We start from the raw sequence: 15,894 nt of genomic DNA on the forward strand, positions 1-15,894 counted from the left end.
GCGACGGAAGTATGTGTAAGTGGATGTTCTGATCGGGCAGCTGGCAACGGGATTGAGCCTTGGCTCGATCCTGTTGCTGGCCGCGCTCGGATTGTCGCTGACCTTCGGTCAGATGGGCGTCATCAACATGGCGCACGGCGAGTTCATCATGGCAGGCTGCTACACCGCCTACGTGGTGCAGCAGATGATCTCCAGTGCCGGTGTGTCCCTGTTGATTTCGCTGGTCGTCGGCTTCTTCGTCGGCGGCGCCATGGGTGTGCTGCTCGAGGTCGCCTTGATCCAGCGGATGTACCACCGACCGCTGGACACCCTGCTTGTGACATTCGGTGTCGGTCTGATCCTGCAGCAGATCGCCCGCGACATCTTCGGCGCTCCCGCGGTCAACGTCATCGCTCCCGTATGGCTGTCGGGTGGTGTGGAGATCCTCGGCGCGGTCGTCCCCAAGACCCGGATCTTCATCCTCGTGCTCGCCGTCGCCTGTGTGGTGGCGCTGGCCACCGCGCTCAAGGTCAGTCCGATGGGCCGTCGCATCCGGGCGGTCGTGCAGAACCGCGATCTCGCCGAAACCAGCGGCATCTCCTCACGAAAGACCGACATCACAACGTTCTTCATCGGTTCGGGACTCGCGGCCGTCGCCGGTGTCGCGTTGACGATGATCGGGTCGACCAGTCCGACGATCGGGCAGAGCTACCTGATCGACGCATTCCTGGTCGTTGTGGTCGGTGGGCTCGGCCAGATCAAAGGCACCGTCATCGCGGCGTTCTCGCTCGGCTTCCTGAACTCGTTCATCGAGTACAACACCACCGCGTCACTGGCGAAGGTGATCGTCTTCGTGATCATCGTGATCTTCCTGCAGGTCCGTCCGCAGGGCCTGTTCACCGTTCGCACAAGGAGTTTGGTGTGAGGACAGTTCTCGGCCGCTGGCAGACCTGGGCGGGTTTCGCCATCGCGGCGGTGGTGTTGTTCGGCGTGGCCCCAGTGGTGTTGTCGGACTTCCGGCTGTCGCTGCTCGGGAAGTTCCTGTGCTTCGCGATCGTCGCGGTCGGCATCGGACTGGCGTGGGGCCGCGGCGGAATGCTGGTCCTCGGCCAGGGCGTCTTCTTCGGCCTCGGCGGCTACATGATGGGCATGCACCTCAAGATCGCCGACGCCGGAATCCGCGGCGACGACGTGCCCGACTTCATGCAGATCGCCGGCGTGCGGGAACTGCCCGCCTACTGGCAACCGTTCGCCTCCCCCGCCTTCACACTGCTGGCGATCGTGCTCCTGCCGACGGCTCTCGCCGCAGCATTGGGTCTCGGCGTCTTCAAACGCCGCGTCAAGGGTGCGTACTTCGCGATCCTTTCGCAGGCACTGGCAGCCGCGCTGGCGATCCTCCTCGTCGGACAGACCAGCATCGGTGGCAGCAACGGGCTCAACAGGTTTCGTACCTTCTTCGGATTCACACTGAACGATCCAGCCAACCGGCGAATGTTGTACTTCATCGCCGCCGGTGTGCTGCTCATCGTCGTCGCCGTGGTCCGGCAACTCATGCAGAGCCGCTACGGCGAGCTGTTGGTGGCCGTGCGTGACGGCGAGGAGCGGGTGCGCTTCCTGGGCTACGACCCCGCCAATATCAAGGTCGTCGCCTACACCGTCGCCGCGCTGTTCGCCAGCATCGCCGGCGCGCTGTTCGCCCCGATCGTCGGCTTCATCGCGCCCTCACAGGTCGGCATCCTCCCGTCGATCGCGTTTCTGATCGGTGTCGCGATCGGCGGACGCACGACACTTCTCGGGCCGGTGTTGGGCGCGATCGGCGTGGCGTGGGCCCAAACCCTGTTCTCCGAACGCTTTCCATCGGAATGGACATACGCCCAGGGTCTGCTGTTCATCGTCGTCGTCGGCTTCTTTCCCGCAGGCTTTGCCGGGCTGGCGGTGTTGCTCAAACGCCGCAGGAAAGCCAACCCCGAACCGCAAGTGGAGAAGACGTCTGACTCCGACCCCGACGCAGAGAAGGTGGGCGTGAGTTCATGACCGAGGCCGAAGCCAGCATCGCGGGCAGGGAACCCGTCGTCGGCGGCAACGTCGGGATGGGCACCCATTACCTCGAAGTGCGCGGTCTGACAGTCGATTTCGATGGCTTCAAGGCGGTCAGCGACGTCGACCTCACCCTGTTCCAGGGAGATCTGCGATTCCTGATCGGCCCCAACGGCGCCGGAAAGACGACGGTGATCGACGCGATCACCGGCCTGGTGCCCGCGTCCGGTTCGGTGAACAAGTCGGGCGTCGAACTGCTGGGCAAGAAGGTGCACCAGATCGCGCGGCGCGGGGTGGGGCGCACCTTCCAGACCGCGAGCGTGTTCGAGCAACTCACCGTGCTGCAGAACCTCGACATCGCGGCGGGTGCGGATCGGTCGATCTTGACCCTGCTGCGTCGCCGCACCAGCGTGCTCCCGGCGATCGAACAGGCGCTGCACACCATCGGGCTCACCGAACTGGCCGATAAGCCCGCAGGGGTGCTTGCCCACGGGCAGAAGCAGTGGCTGGAGATCGGCATGCTGCTGGTTCAGAACGCCGATGTGCTTCTGCTCGACGAACCGGTGGCGGGGATGAGCACCGAGGAACGCGAAGAGACCGGAAACCTGTTGCGCCGCATAGGCGCTGAGCGCACCGTCGTCGTCGTCGAACACGATATGGATTTCATGCGCGCGTTCGCGACGTCGGTGACAGTGCTCGCGCGCGGGCGAGTGATCGCCGAGGGTTCGGTGGCCGAGGTACAGGCCAACCCGAAGGTGCAGGAGGTCTACCTGGGGACCGCCGCGGCGGGCGCCGACGGCATCGAACTGGTCGAGGAGAATTCCTGATGCTGCAACTGGTCGACGTCCGCACAGGTTACGGCCGCAGCGAGGTCATTCACGGCGTCAGCATCGAGGTACCGACCGACGGAGTGGCCGCAGTGATGGGCCACAACGGGGCCGGTAAGACGACATTGCTGCGCGCGGCGGTCGGTCTGCTCAAATGCAGTGCCGGCAAGGTGCTGTTCGACGGTGACGACATCACGAAGCTACGACCCAGCGCGCGCGTCAAGCGTGGCCTGGCCTACGTACCGCAGGGACAGCAGTCGTTCGGTCAGCTGACGACGGCCGAGAATCTTCAGGTAGTCGCCGACGGCCGCAAGAACGGCAAGCAGCTCGTCGACGAGCAGCTCGATCTGTTCCCCGCGTTGAAGGAACTTCTCACACGTCGGGCCGGCCTGCTGTCGGGCGGCCAGCGCCAACAACTGGCCATCGCGCGCGCACTGATCACCACGCCCACGTGCCTGATTCTCGACGAGCCGACCGAGGGCATCCAGCCGTCCGTCGTCGCTGAGATCGAAGCCGCGATCACCGCCCTGACCCAGCGCGGCGGTCTCGGGGTGCTACTTGTCGAACAGCACATCGGCTTTGCGCTGGAATCCGCACAGCGCTACTACATCCTTGAGGCCGGCCGCGTCACGTCCAGCGGCACCGGCGGCTCGGCCTCGGAGGCCGACGTCCGCGCCGCCATGGCCATCTAGCGCGTCTCCCACCTGCACTGTCGATCTTTGCTGGTTCGGGCACGCCCGGGCCGCCCCGGATGGCACGCTGCAATGCGTGAGCGCACCCGCAGAGGTCCAGGTACTGGTCGATACGGGCGGGCTCGTCGTCACCGACGACGGCCGCCGGGTCAACGTCTTCGACCGCTGCACAGGTGCGCTGGCGATACTCGCGTTCGTCCTGGGCGTATTCACGCTTGTCGTCGGTGGCTTCGGCGTGATGGCGCTCATCACAGGAGTTCCCTCCACGGCGCTCGGCGCGATATTCGTCGCGGTCGGAGTCGCGATCGATGTCGTGTTGTATCTCGTGGTCCGCAAGATCCGCAGGCGTCGCAGCCAACCGCTGCACTATTGCCGCTCGGTCGCGGTGATCGACCGCAAGCTCGGCTTGTTCAGCTACGGCGGCGGCGCCATCGTGCCGCTGGACCAGGTGCGCTTCGCCCGCAAGATGCAAATCGGTTCCAGCTCGCCCAAACTCGTCGCGCTTACACCAGGCGGAACGAAAGTCCTCAAGCGCGGCAACCCGTTCGACGGTGGCGTCGGCAACGTCGACGAAGTTCTCAGCGCGGTCGTCCGAGGCGGCTGATCACCGTGCAGGTCCCGAGGCGGTCCGCGCTGGCACTGTTCGCAACCGGCGTCGCCGGAGCCGCCTTCGGCGTGTCGTCATGCCGCACAGCACCGTCCACGACCACGCAGGCCCTACCCGAGAAGGCGCTCATCACGCTCGGCGTCCAAGCCGGACCACCACCGATTCCGAACAAGACCGGAATCTCGTCCGCGCTGAAGATCGGCGACGACGTTTACCAGATCGACTGCGGCCTGGGCTCGTTGAACGCCTTCACCAACGCCGGCCTCAAGTTCGACCAGTTGCGAAGCATGTTCATCACGCACCTGCACACCGATCACACGGTCGACTACGGCAGCTTCCTTTTCTCCGGCGCGTATACGGCCGCCAAAGACAAGGCGCCGGTGACGGTGTACGGGCCTGGCGCTGCGGGCGGACTGCCGCCCAGCAGAGTCGGCAACACCGATCCCGCGACGATCGATCCCGCTCACCCGACCCCGGGCCTGGCCGAGATGACGAAATCCCTACAGCAGGCGTTCGCGTACACGAACAACATCTTCATCCGCGATATGGGGACCGACGACGTCCAGAAGCTGTTCGACGTCACCGAGATCGCAGTGCCCCCAGGAGCGACCTACCAAGACAGATCGCCGAGGATTGACCCCTTTCCGGTGATGTCGGACGACAACGTGACCGTCACCGCGACGCTGGTCTCCCATTACGACGTGTTCCCCGCGTTCGGCTTCCGATTCGATCTGAACAAATCCGGTGTGTCCGTCACGTTCTCCGGTGATACCACCAAGTCCGACAATCTCATCGCGCTGGCGACGGACACCGACATCCTCGTGCACGAGGCGCAGTTCAGCCTCGATGACTCCTACTACGGCAACAGGTTCCCACCCAACTACCTGACCAGTTCGCATACCTCAGCCGAGCAGGTGGGCGAGGTGGCTGCGTCGGCCAACGCCAAGCACGTCGTCCTGAGTCACTACGACCCAACCGATCTGCCGGACTCTCAATGGACCGATGAAATCGGGAAGCACTTCCCAGGGGAGATCACCGTCGCGCGCGACGGCCAGGTCTTCGCCCTCTGACCGGAACTCAGACGCCTAGAACAGCCGGAATTCGCTCGCCGAACAGCTTTATCGCGTTCTCGGCGCTGACCTGGCGGCGCGTCGCGTCATCCATCGGATAGGACGCCAGGAAATCTGCGCCGGCCCGGTTGTCGTCCATCGGGTAGTCCACCGAGAACATCACCCTGTCTGCACCCATCACCTCCAGCGTGCACGCGAAGGCCGGCGGGCAGAAGTTACCGCTTGTCGTGACGTGAAAGTTGTTGCGCAGATAGTCCGAGGGCAGGTGCTGCAACCGTTGACCAGAACCGTCACCGCCGAGCCCGTAATACCGGTCGACCCGGTAGGCCGCGAACGGAAGCATCTCGCCGAGGTGCCCGATGATGATCTGCAATCGCGGGAACTTGTCGAACAGCCCCGAATAGATCAGCCGCAACACGTGCGTCCCCGTCTCGGCGGCGAATCCCCACGATGCCAGGTGCAGACCCTCGTCGACATATGGTGCGAACCACGCGTCCATCACGGCGGGGTGCGGCGTCGTCGGATGAAGGTAGACGGGTGCTCCCAGTGCTTCCGCGCGGGCAAACAGCGCCTCGTAGGCCGGATCGTCGAGGTACCGACCCTGACAGTGCCCGTTGATCAGCCCGCCGACGAGCCCCAATTCGGTTACCGCGCGCTCGAATTCAGCGGCTGCCGCATCCGGGTCCTGGGTTGCCAGCGTCGCGAAGCCGCCGAATCGATGCGGATTCGCGCGCACCGACTCGGCCAGGTCGTCGTTGGCGCGTCGCGCGAGGTCTACTGCCGTTGCGACGTCGGTCTCGTCCTGCACGCCGGGATCGAACAACGACAGGATCTGGAAATCGATACCCGCGGCATCCATCTGCTCGATCCGAAGTGGACCGCGGTCGTACAGCCGGTCATAGGCAACGGTGTTGTTGGCATGCAGCCACGTCGCCACGACGTTGCCGTCGCTGGCCGGATCCCAGGCGTAGTGCTCCTCGAGCGCAATCAGCGACATAACACCTCCGTATTCGGGTCGACCCGAACCCTACGCGTCACATTCGGCGCCGTACGCAGAAAGTTGAGCCCGCTCAACGCAGGTATTGTTGACACGGTTGACCTGAGTCAACGGGGGTACCTTGAACTCTCGACAGCCACACCCCGAGGAGGCCGACCATCCCCGCCGCAGCACCGCAGAGCGACAACGCCCGGCGGCGGCAGGAGCGCCGCGTCGCTGATCGGCGCGCATCGAAACTGCGGTGGCGCAAGATCCTCGAGGGTGCGGCCGTGGTGTTCCTCCGCGACGGCTATTCCCGCACTCGGCTCGAGGACGTCGCGGCCGAGGTCGGTATCAACCGCGCCTCTCTCTACTACTACGTCGGCACCAAAGAGGAGCTCATGGTCGCGCTCATCGAGGCGCCGGCGTACGAGATGACGCAACACTGCCGCGACGCACTCGAGGCTGACCTGCCCGCCGACGAGAAACTGCGTCTGGCGCTGCTCGCGTACATCGAAGACCTGCAGTCCCATCCCGAGCTATTCGTGCTCTTCAACGAGAGCCAGCACCTTGCGACGATCCTGGAGGCCCAGCCGATTGTCGCCAACGCCGACGCCTACGGTAAGACGCTTCTGGCGATCATCAAAGAGGGTATCGACTCCGGCGCGTTCCGCTCAGACCTCGATGCGCGACTGGTGATGCTCGGCATTCTCGGGATGCACAACTGGATTCACCGGTGGTACGTGCCGGGTGGCCGCAACTCGCTGAACGAGATCGGCGAGGTCTTCGCCGAGATGGCGCTCTCCGGCCTGCGGCCCTAGGCGATCTAGGCGCGACTCAGCCGCGAAAGTATCACGCTCAGAACCTCTTCGACGGGGACGTCGACCTGTTCTCCTGTCGCCAGGATCTTCACCCCGATGGTGCCTGCCTCGATGTCGCGGTCACCGGCGATCAGCGCGATCGAGGCGCCCGACCGGTCCGCCGCACGCATCGCAGCCTTGATGCCGCGGTCACCGTAGGAGATATCGACGCGTACCCCGGCGGCGCGCAGCCTCGCGGCCATGACCGCCAGCGTGGTCTTGGCCGACTCGCCCAACGGCACGCCGTAGACGTCGACGCGCGATGTGCCGCCGACCGACTTGCCCTCCGCCTTGAGGGCAAGCACCGTCCGATCCACTCCGAGACCAAAGCCGATGCCGGACAGGTCTTTTCCGCCGAGCTGATTCATCAAGCCGTCATAGCGGCCACCGCCGCCGATACCCGACTGCGCACCGAGGCCGTCGTGCACGAACTCGAAGGTGGTCTTCGTGTAGTAGTCCAGGCCGCGCACCATCCGCGGGTTGATGAGGTACGGCACACCGAGCGCATCCAGATGCGCCAGGACGGTGTCGAAGTGCTGTTTGGCGGCGTCGGAGAGGTGATCCAGCATGACGGGCGCGTCGGCGGTCATCGCGCGCACGTCGGGACGTTTGTCGTCGAGTACCCGCAGTGGGTTGATCTCGGCACGCCGCCGGGTGTCCTCGTCGAGGTCGAGCTTGAACAGGAAGTCCTGCAACAGTTCCCGGTATTGCGGACGGCACGAGTCGTCGCCAAGCGAGGTGATCTCCAGCCGGAACCCGTCGAGCCCCAGCGAGCGGAATCCGGCGTCGGCGATGGCGATGACCTCGGCGTCCAGCGCGGGGTCGTCGACGCCGATCGCCTCCACCCCCACCTGTTGCAGCTGCCGATAGCGGCCGGCCTGCGGACGTTCGTAGCGGAAGAAGGGACCGGCGTAGCAGAGTTTGACTGGGAGCGGCCCGCGGTCCAGCCCGTGTTCGATCACTGCGCGCATCACGCCCGCGGTGCCCTCCGGGCGCAGTGTCACCGAGCGGTCGCCGCGGTCGGCGAATGTGTACATCTCCTTGGAGACCACATCGGTGGACTCCCCGACCCCGCGCGCAAACAACGCGGTGTCTTCGAAGATCGGCAGTTCGACATCGCCGTAGCCCGCGCGGCGGGCGGCGGCCAGCAGGCCGTCACGGACGCCGACGAACTGCGCCGAGTCGGGCGGCAGATAATCCGGGACGCCCTTGGGCGCCTGAAAATCACTCACTAGTTCAAGCCTTCGAGAAACGGGTTGGTGCGGCGTTCGTCACCGATCGTGGTCTTTTCGCCGTGCCCAGGTAGTACCACGGTGTCGTCGTCGAGAACCAACAGTTTTGTGACGATCGAGCCGAGAAGATCGCGACCACTTCCACCGGGCAGGTCGGTGCGGCCGACGGACTGCCGGAACAAGGTGTCGCCGGTGAAGACGAGTTCGTCGGTTCCCTCCGATACGCGGAACACGACCGAGCCGCGCGTATGGCCCGGCGTGTGGTCGATCGTCACCGTGATATCCCCCAGTTCGACTGTCTCTTCTCCGACGGACCCTCCTTTGCACAACTCGATCACCTGCTTGGGCTCCGAGAACAGGGCGCCGAACGCGAGTTGCGCCAGCCGTGGACCGAAATCCTTGATCGGGTCGGTCAGCATGAATCGGTCTTCGGGGTGAATGTACGCCGGGCAGCCGTACATATCGGCCACCTTCTGCGCCGACCAGATGTGGTCGACGTGTCCGTGGGTGAGCAGCACCGCCGCAGGTGTCAGGTGGTTCTCGTCCAGAATTCGCCGCAACGGGCCCATCGCCCGCTGTCCCGGATCGACGACGATCGCGTCGGCTCCCGGGCGCTGGGCCAGCACGTAGCAGTTGCACGCCAACATGCCTGCCGGGAATCCGGTGACCAACACAGCGTCCAGTTTTCCATCCCCCGATGTCGCGGGTGCTAACGCCACACTCAGCAATGCCTGGCACACTCGTTGCCGACCGATCAACACAAGGAGGACGACGGCGGTGCCGACCAACGAACAACGGCGGGCGACAGCAAAGCGCAAACTCGAGCGGCAGCTGGAGCGCCGGGCGGCCAAGGAGCGTAGACGTCGCATTCTCACGATCGTCGGATCCGTCGTCGGCGTAATCGTCGTCGTTGCCGCGGTCGTGACCACCGTCATCCTCACCAGGGACGACTCAGACAGCCAGAACACCGCTGCGACCAGCACGTCGAGCACGGCAAGCGAGGCGCCGGCCGCCGACGGCAAACTGCCGCCCTTCACCGCACCCGCCGGCCTCGGTGACAACTGCCAGTACCCGGCCTCCCCGGAGAAGGCCAGCAAGCCGGTCAAGCCGCCGCGCGCGGGCAAGGTGCCGACCGATCCCGCCCAGGTCAGCGCCAGTATGGAGACCAGTCAGGGAGATATCGGCCTGATGCTGGACAACGGCAAGTCGCCGTGCACCGTCAACAGCTTCGCCAGCCTGGCGAATCAGAACTTCTTCAAGGACACCACCTGCCATCGGCTGACGACCTCGGACACGTTGTCGGTGCTGCAGTGCGGCGATCCGACCGGCCAGGGCACCGGCGGGCCGGGCTACCAGTTCCCCAACGAGTACCCGACCGACCAGTACCAGCCCGACGACCCCAAGCTGAGCGAACCGGTGCTCTATCCGCGCGGAACACTGGCCATGGCCAATGCCGGGCCGGGCACCAACGGCAGCCAGTTCTTCCTCGTCTACAAGGATTCGCAACTGCCGCCCAACTACACGGTGTTCGGCACGATCGACGAAACCGGACTGGCCACCCTGGACAAGATCGGTGCGGCGGGTACGGCCGACGGCGGTCAGGACGGTAAGCCGAAAACGGACGTCAAGATCACCTCGCTCCTCCTGGACCCGTGACGTACCCACCACCTCCGTACGGCGGCTATCCGCCGCCATACGGCGCGTATCCGCCTCCCTACGGCTATCCGTCGGGATACCCCGGCTATGCGCCACCCCAGCCCACGAACGCGATGGCCATCGCGTCATTGGTGTGCGCGTTCCTGATCGCGCCGCTCGGGATCGTGTTCGGGCACATGTCGTTGTCACAGATCAAGAAGACCGGCGAAGAGGGCCGGGGACTGGCGCTGGCGGGCCTGATCATCAGCTACCTGATCACTGCGCTCGCCATTCTGGTGGTGGTGTTGAGCGTGCTGCTCGTCATCGCGGTGGGCCGCAGCCTCGAGAACCTCGACGGGATGACCCACTATCCCCCGTACACGGCGACGCCCACACAACCGATCGATGCCCCGCCACTGCCCGAGTTCAAGCCGCCCGCCACGTTGGGGTCCAACTGCCAATACCCGGCCACGACGGAACCGGCGAGCAAGCCCGTCAAGCCGCCCCGCACCGGACGGGTCCCGACCAACCCCGCATACGTCAGCGCCAGCATCAAAACCAACCGCGGCGGCATCGGGCTGCAACTGGACAACGCCCAGACTCCCTGCACGGTCAACAATTTCGCCAGCCTGGCCCAGCAGGGGTTCTACGACGACACGTCATGTCACCGGCTCACCACGAGCCCGTCACTCAAGGTGCTGCAGTGCGGCGATCCGACCGGAGAAGGCACGGGCGGCCCGGGCTACCGGTTCCCCAACGAGTATCCGACCAACCAGTTCCGGCTGTCTGACCCGGCGCTGAAAACGCCCATGCTGTACCCGCGGGGCACGCTCGCGATGGCCAACAAGGGCCAGGGCACCAACGGCAGCCAGTTCTTCCTCGTGTACGGGGACTCGGTCCTGCCGCCCACCTACACGGTGTTCGGCACCATCGACCAGACCGGGCTGGCCACGCTGGAAAAAATCGCCGATACCGGTGTCACCGGCGGTAGCGACGACGGTCAGCCGACCCAGAAAGTGACGATCGAGTCGGTGCGGCTGGACTGAGGCGGGCTACGTCGGGTGTGTCTCGATATAGAACTCGACGTCGTCACCGTCGACCTTGGTGATGCGCATGTCCGCGGTGTACTCCGTGCCCTCGGGCCCGGTGAACTTGCACTCGAACTTCGTGCCCACCTTCGCTTCGACACCTTCCGGACACTTCACGTCCTTGGGTTCGAAACCGGTTTGCTTCTTTACCAGATCAACGACTGATTGCGCAGCGCCCTCGGGCTTGATGGTCGAGCCGCAACCGGCAATCAGCAGGGCAACGGCGGCGAGAGCAGCCACGAGTGCGGTACGCATCGCCGAATTATGACAGAAATCAACGTTCGCGAGATTGTTCGCTCAAAAGCTCATGCCGCGGACGTCACGCGGTAGACGTCGTAAACGCCCTCCACATTGCGCACCACGTTGAGTAGGTGTCCGAGATGCTTGGGATCGCCCATCTCGAAGGTGAACCGGCTGACCGCCACGCGGTCGTCGGAGGTGGTCACCGACGCGGACAGGATGTTCACCTTCTCGTCGGCGAGCACGCGGGTCACGTCCGACAGCAACCGGTGTCGGTCGAGGGCCTCCACCTGGATGGCCACCAGAAACACCGACGACGGCGACGGCGCCCACTGCACATCGATGATGCGTTCCGACTGCTCCTGCAGCGAAGAGGCATTGGTGCAGTCGGTGCGATGCACGCTGACCCCGCCGCCGCGGGTGACGAATCCCATGATGTTGTCGCCGGGCACCGGGGTGCAGCATTTGGCCAGCTTCGACAGCACTCCCGGCGCGCCGGGCACGGCGACGCCGACATCGTCATTGCTGCGTTGGCGCACCGGCATGGTGGAAGGTGTCGAGCGCTCGGCGATCTCGTCGGTGGCATCCTCGTCACCACCGACCTGAGCGACGAGCCGCTGCACCACGTGGCGGGCCGACACATGGCCTTCACCCACCGCGGTGTAGAGCGCGGACACGTCCACGTAGCGCAACTCACGGGCCAGTGCCGCGACCTGTTCGGCATTCATCAACCGCTGCAACGGGATTCCGGCGCGCCGCACTTCGCGTGCGATCGCATCTTTGCCGGACTCGAGCGCCTCTTCGCGCCGTTCCTTGGCGAACCACTGGCGGATCTTCGCCTTGGCCCGAGGTGACACCACGAACGTCTGCCAGTCACGAGAGGGGCCGGCGTTGGGCGCCTTGGACGTGAATACCTCTACCTGGTCGCCGTTCTCGAGCTTGCGCTCCAAGGCGACCAACCGGCCGTTGACGCGAGAGCCGATACAGCGATGCCCGACCTCGGTGTGCACGGCATACGCGAAGTCCACCGGAGTGGACCCGGTAGGCAGCGTTATCAGATCGCCCTTCGGCGTGAACACGAAGATCTCCTGCACCGCAAGGTCGTAGCGCAGCGATTCGAGGAACTCGCCGGGATCGGCGGCCTCCCGCTGCCAGTCGAGTAGCTGGCGCATCCAGGCCATGTCGTCGATCTCCGCGGCCGCATAATTGGCCGGAAGTCCGTTGCGGCCCTTGGCCTCTTTGTAGCGCCAGTGCGCGGCGATGCCGTATTCCGCGGTCTTGTGCATGTCCGTGGTGCGAATCTGCACTTCCAGCGGCTTGCCCTCGGGCCCGACGACAGTGGTGTGGAGCGACTGATAAACGCTGAACCGCGGCTGGGCGATGTAGTCCTTGAACCGCCCGGCGATCGGCTGCCAGAGCGAATGCACCACGCCCACAGCCGCATAGCAGTCGCGGACCTCATCGCAGAGGATGCGCACACCGACGAGGTCGTGAATGTCGTCGAAGTCACGGCCCTTGACGATCATCTTCTGGTAGATCGACCAGTAGTGCTTCGGCCGGCCTTCGACGACGGCGTTGATCTTCGACGCGTTCAGCGTCGCGGTGATCTCGGCGCGCACCTTCGCCAGGTAGATGTCGCGGGACGGCGCCCGATCGGCGACCAGCCGCACGATCTCCTCGTACTTCTTGGGATGCAGGATCGCGAACGACAGATCCTCGAGCTCCCATTTGACGGTCGCCATACCGAGCCGATGTGCCAGCGGCGCAATCACTTCCAGCGTTTCACGGGACTTGGTGGCCTGCTTCTCGGGTGGCAGGAAGCGCATGGTGCGCATGTTGTGCAGCCGATCGGCGACCTTGATCACCAGCACGCGCGGATCGCGGGCCATCGCGAGGATCATCTTGCGGATGGTCTCGCCCTCGGCCGCGGTGCCCAGCGCAACCTTGTCCAGTTTGGTCACACCGTCGACGAGATGACCGACCTCGGTACCGAATTCCTCGGTCAGCGCCTCGAGGGTGTAGCCGGTGTCTTCGACGGTATCGTGCAGAAGCGCCGCGATCAGCGTCGTGGTGTCCATCTCGAGCTCGGCCAGGATGCTGGCGACGGCCAGAGGGTGGGTGATGTACGGGTCGCCGGATCGGCGCAACTGATCGGCGTGACGTTCATCGGCCACCTCGTACGCGCGCTGCAGCAGCGTCAGATTGGCCTTGGGATAGAACTGCTTGTGGACCGCGACCAACGGCTCGAGCACCGGGTTGACGCCGCTGCGCTGTGCGGTCATCCGGCGGGCCAGTCGGGCCCGCACCCGGCGCGATGCGCTCGTCGATGTCTTGGGGATCTCCAGGGGCTGCGTCTCGGGCGACTGGCTGCTCGGCGGCGACTGCACAGCCTGGCCCGTGCCGGGAGCGTCCCCGTTCGAAGCCATGGTCACCTCCTGAAGTCGGTCAGACTCTTCAGGATACGGCTCAGACCACGAGCAAGGACGTGACCGGCAGCGGTTCGAGCACGTCGCGGCCGCCCAGCGCCGTCAGTTCGAGCACGACGGCAGCGCCGGTGACGGTCGCACCGCAGGTCCGCAGCAATTTCGCCGCCGCGGTGACGGTGCCGCCGGTGGCGAGCACGTCGTCGATGATGACGATCGAGCGCCCGGCGAGCTCGATGCCGTCGGCGGGCAACTCCAGCGTGGCGGAGCCGTATTCCAGCTGGTAGGTCTCGCTGCGCACCGGCGGGGGCAGCTTGCCGCCCTTGCGGACCGCCAGCACGCCGGTCCCGAGCCGTAGGGCCACCGCAGCGCCCAACAGGAATCCGCGCGCGTCGATACCCGCGACCAGATCGGCGCCCCGAGCGGTCTCGGCGAGCGCATCGGTGACAGCGGCCAGCCCGTGCGCGTCGGCAAGCAACGGCGTCAGATCCTTGAACTCGACACCCGGCTCGGGAAAGTCGGGCACCTGCCGCATCAGCGACGAGACCAGCGACGCGATGTCCGAGCTCACTGGCCCAGTACCCACCGATCCATGTTCCATCCCGCACCCCATCGAGTCGGACTGCTACTCACCGCGTACATGTCTTTCGACGTCAACACGGTCCGCTGCTGACGATAAAGCGGAAGCGTCGGCATTTCAGTCCACAGGATCGTCGCGCCTTCACCGAGCAGCCGGGACAGTTCCTTGGGGTCCGATGTCACGGCGATCGTCGAGATGATGCCGTCGACCTGCTCGTTGGTGAAGCCGGACAGATTGTTGCCGTTACCGGAGTGCAGGTCGTAGGCGTCCATCGCATTCGAGCCGGTCGACCCGCTGCCCGCGGCGCCACCCGTGCTGGCCAGCAGGACGTCGATCTTGTTGTCGCGCAGCGTCAGCGGGCCCGTGTCGTTGGTCGCGACGTCCTGCACGGTGATTCCGGCGGGCGCGCACGCCTTCGCGATGGCACCGACGGTCGCCGCCAGCCGGGCGTTGGGACTCTGGTATCCGATCCGGACGGTCAACGGCCGCCCGGCGATATCGGTCCGCGCGACAGCGGGATTCGAGATCGTGAACTGATTGGCCTCGACCGCACTCTCCGCCGCGCTGTAGGCGTCCTCGGTCACGGGATTCAGACGCGAGTTGGCGACCGGCACCTCCGCGTTGCGTGCGATCACGTCGCGTGGTGTGCAATGCGCCAGTGCACGCCGCTCCGGCGGCTGAGACAGCGGACCCTGCGAGGCGAAGATGAGCTGCTCGATGCCGGCGGACGGGGCGTCGGTCTTGGCGTAGCCGTCGGGAAGGTTCAACGTCCCCGACGATCCGGCCGCTACGTCGACGACGTCGTAGGCCCCCTGATTGATGCGGTCCTGGATATCGGCGCCGCGCGGCCACACGGTGATCTTGGAGGTGATGGGCGGCGCGCCCCACCATTTGTCGTTGGCGACGAGCACGACGGCGCCGTCCTTGGTCACCGATTCGAGCTTGTACGGGCCCGACGACGGAAACTTCTTGATGTCGATGTCCGGCGTCAGATTCCAAGTGGTGTTCCACACCTGGGCGATTCGTCCGACTGTCTGGCCGTCGTTGTTGGTGATGGCGGTCGTGACACCGCCGTCTCCCAGTCCGAGTACGTCGGCGATCACATGCGAGGGCATCATCGACGTGGCGGCGAACAACTGGCCGTAGTCGACGAACGCGCGATCCTGCGCGAACGACACCCGCGCCTTCTTCTGCCCCGGCGCACAGTCGACGGACGCGATGTCGGAGTAACCGGCGCGGCTCGCCGCGTCGAAGCCGGGAAACCGTCCGGACTGTGACGCCCAGGCCAGCACCATGTCGTCACACGTGATCGGCTTGCCGTCCGAGTACACCGCCTCGGAGTTGATCTCGTAGTCGAGTATCAGAGGCGCCCGACCGACGACGGAGATCTTGCCGAAGTCGTGATCGCCGACGACCTGGCCGTCGGGGCCGTGATAGTTGAAGCCGGTGAGCACGCGCGCGAACGCCTGCGGGCCACCGGATGCGGCGCCGGCGACGGTGTTCGTGTTGTACGTCGTCAGCATGCCGTCCATGGCGAAGTCGATGCTGTCGGCGGGACCGCGCGAACAGGAGGACACTCCCGCGGCCGCGACGATCAGCGTGGCCGCCAGAACACCTCCACGCCGGCTCCAGGCCTTGATCATCTGGC

General features: G+C 65.4%; 16 protein-coding genes. 9 read left to right on the forward strand and 7 right to left on the reverse strand.

The genetic code is table 11. From position 1 onward, the window contains the following. The first annotated feature begins 19 nt into the window (after positions 1 to 19). The 6 genes from urtB (at position 20) to AB4Z42_RS20425 (ending at position 5,212) form a co-directional block, all read left to right on the forward strand. On the forward strand, positions 20 to 904 hold the full coding sequence (gene urtB / locus AB4Z42_RS20400) for an urea ABC transporter permease subunit UrtB (RefSeq protein ID WP_442011034.1): 885 nt from the start codon (positions 20 to 22) through the stop codon (positions 902 to 904). After that, positions 901 to 2,013: an urea ABC transporter permease subunit UrtC gene (gene urtC, locus AB4Z42_RS20405; RefSeq protein ID WP_442011035.1), complete on the forward strand. Its 1,113-nt coding sequence runs from the start codon at positions 901 to 903 to the stop codon at positions 2,011 to 2,013. Before urtB ends, urtC begins: the two co-directional genes overlap by 4 nt. After that, positions 2,010 to 2,843 (forward strand): urea ABC transporter ATP-binding protein UrtD, encoded by an 834-nt coding sequence (gene urtD, locus AB4Z42_RS20410; RefSeq protein ID WP_442011036.1) that lies wholly within the window; start codon positions 2,010 to 2,012, stop codon positions 2,841 to 2,843. Before urtC ends, urtD begins: the two co-directional genes overlap by 4 nt. After that, positions 2,843 to 3,535, forward strand: coding sequence for an urea ABC transporter ATP-binding subunit UrtE (urtE, locus tag AB4Z42_RS20415; RefSeq protein WP_442011037.1), 693 nt, complete (start codon positions 2,843 to 2,845; stop codon positions 3,533 to 3,535). The genes urtD and urtE overlap by 1 nt, the downstream gene beginning before the upstream one ends. Positions 3,536 to 3,611: 76 nt before the next feature. Beyond that, positions 3,612 to 4,139, forward strand: coding sequence for a hypothetical protein (locus AB4Z42_RS20420; protein WP_442011038.1), 528 nt, complete (start codon positions 3,612 to 3,614; stop codon positions 4,137 to 4,139). 5 nt (positions 4,140 to 4,144) lie between these two features. Further along, positions 4,145 to 5,212: an MBL fold metallo-hydrolase gene (locus tag AB4Z42_RS20425; RefSeq protein ID WP_442011039.1), complete on the forward strand. Its 1,068-nt coding sequence runs from the start codon at positions 4,145 to 4,147 to the stop codon at positions 5,210 to 5,212. A gap of 7 nt (positions 5,213 to 5,219) precedes the next feature. Here AB4Z42_RS20425 and AB4Z42_RS20430 read toward each other — a convergent pair whose 3' ends face one another. After that, positions 5,220 to 6,209, reverse strand: coding sequence for an amidohydrolase family protein (locus AB4Z42_RS20430; RefSeq protein WP_442011040.1), 990 nt, complete (start codon positions 6,207 to 6,209; stop codon positions 5,220 to 5,222). Positions 6,210 to 6,460: 251 nt separating this feature from the next. Between AB4Z42_RS20430 and AB4Z42_RS20435 the strand changes: the two genes are divergently transcribed. Then, on the forward strand, positions 6,461 to 7,009 hold the full coding sequence (locus AB4Z42_RS20435) for a TetR/AcrR family transcriptional regulator (RefSeq protein ID WP_442011251.1): 549 nt from the start codon (positions 6,461 to 6,463) through the stop codon (positions 7,007 to 7,009). Between the two features lie 5 nt (positions 7,010 to 7,014). Here the strand turns inward: AB4Z42_RS20435 and hisS are convergent, their stop codons facing one another. Together hisS and AB4Z42_RS20445 are read right to left on the reverse strand one after the other, a co-directional pair. Then, complete coding sequence (hisS, locus tag AB4Z42_RS20440; RefSeq protein WP_442011041.1) at positions 7,015 to 8,280, reverse strand: histidine--tRNA ligase; 1,266 nt, start codon at positions 8,278 to 8,280, stop codon at positions 7,015 to 7,017. Continuing rightward, positions 8,280 to 8,954, reverse strand: coding sequence for an MBL fold metallo-hydrolase (locus AB4Z42_RS20445; RefSeq protein WP_442011042.1), 675 nt, complete (start codon positions 8,952 to 8,954; stop codon positions 8,280 to 8,282). The genes hisS and AB4Z42_RS20445 overlap by 1 nt, the downstream gene beginning before the upstream one ends. Before the next feature lie 103 nt (positions 8,955 to 9,057). On the opposite strand from AB4Z42_RS20445, the gene AB4Z42_RS20450 reads away from it, so the two are divergent. Together AB4Z42_RS20450 and AB4Z42_RS20455 are read left to right on the forward strand one after the other, a co-directional pair. Next, positions 9,058 to 9,936, forward strand: coding sequence for a peptidylprolyl isomerase (locus AB4Z42_RS20450; protein WP_442011043.1), 879 nt, complete (start codon positions 9,058 to 9,060; stop codon positions 9,934 to 9,936). After that, a complete protein-coding gene (locus AB4Z42_RS20455; RefSeq protein ID WP_442011044.1) occupies positions 9,933 to 10,961 on the forward strand; it encodes a peptidylprolyl isomerase in 1,029 nt (342 codons plus the stop codon). Before AB4Z42_RS20450 ends, AB4Z42_RS20455 begins: the two co-directional genes overlap by 4 nt. Positions 10,962 to 10,967: 6 nt before the next feature. On the opposite strand, the gene AB4Z42_RS20460 is transcribed toward AB4Z42_RS20455, so the two are convergent. Genes AB4Z42_RS20460 through AB4Z42_RS20475 form a run of 4 tightly spaced genes read right to left on the reverse strand, consistent with a single transcriptional unit; the run spans position 10,968 to position 15,889 of the window. Beyond that, positions 10,968 to 11,258: a DUF4333 domain-containing protein gene (locus AB4Z42_RS20460; RefSeq protein WP_442011045.1), complete on the reverse strand. Its 291-nt coding sequence runs from the start codon at positions 11,256 to 11,258 to the stop codon at positions 10,968 to 10,970. Positions 11,259 to 11,308: 50 nt separating this feature from the next. Beyond that, positions 11,309 to 13,669, reverse strand: a complete 2,361-nt coding sequence (locus tag AB4Z42_RS20465) for a RelA/SpoT family protein (protein ID WP_442011046.1) — start codon at positions 13,667 to 13,669, stop codon at positions 11,309 to 11,311. 40 nt (positions 13,670 to 13,709) lie between these two features. Then, positions 13,710 to 14,267 (reverse strand): adenine phosphoribosyltransferase, encoded by a 558-nt coding sequence (locus tag AB4Z42_RS20470; RefSeq protein ID WP_442011047.1) that lies wholly within the window; start codon positions 14,265 to 14,267, stop codon positions 13,710 to 13,712. Then, positions 14,234 to 15,889 (reverse strand): ABC transporter substrate-binding protein, encoded by a 1,656-nt coding sequence (locus tag AB4Z42_RS20475; RefSeq protein ID WP_442011048.1) that lies wholly within the window; start codon positions 15,887 to 15,889, stop codon positions 14,234 to 14,236. The genes AB4Z42_RS20470 and AB4Z42_RS20475 overlap by 34 nt, the downstream gene beginning before the upstream one ends. Between the last annotated feature and the right edge of the window lie 5 nt (positions 15,890 to 15,894).

The sequence above is a fragment of the Mycobacterium sp. 2YAF39 genome (assembly GCF_052114565.1).
Taxonomy (GTDB): Bacteria; Actinomycetota; Actinomycetes; order Mycobacteriales; family Mycobacteriaceae; genus Mycobacterium.

What these genes read in the sequence shown, in the direction of transcription:
- urtD (WP_442011036.1), top strand. Translation starts at nt 2,010, where the DNA reads ATGACCGAGGCCGAAGCCAGCATCGCGGGCAGGGAACCCGTCGTCGGC.
- urtE (WP_442011037.1), top strand. Translation starts at nt 2,843, where the DNA reads ATGCTGCAACTGGTCGACGTCCGCACAGGTTACGGCCGCAGCGAGGTC.
- AB4Z42_RS20430 (WP_442011040.1), bottom strand. Translation starts at nt 6,209, where the DNA reads ATGTCGCTGATTGCGCTCGAGGAGCACTACGCCTGGGATCCGGCCAGC.
- AB4Z42_RS20460 (WP_442011045.1), bottom strand. Translation starts at nt 11,258, where the DNA reads ATGCGTACCGCACTCGTGGCTGCTCTCGCCGCCGTTGCCCTGCTGATT.
- AB4Z42_RS20465 (WP_442011046.1), bottom strand. Translation starts at nt 13,669, where the DNA reads ATGGCTTCGAACGGGGACGCTCCCGGCACGGGCCAGGCTGTGCAGTCG.
- AB4Z42_RS20470 (WP_442011047.1), bottom strand. Translation starts at nt 14,267, where the DNA reads ATGGAACATGGATCGGTGGGTACTGGGCCAGTGAGCTCGGACATCGCG.
- AB4Z42_RS20475 (WP_442011048.1), bottom strand. Translation starts at nt 15,889, where the DNA reads ATGATCAAGGCCTGGAGCCGGCGTGGAGGTGTTCTGGCGGCCACGCTG.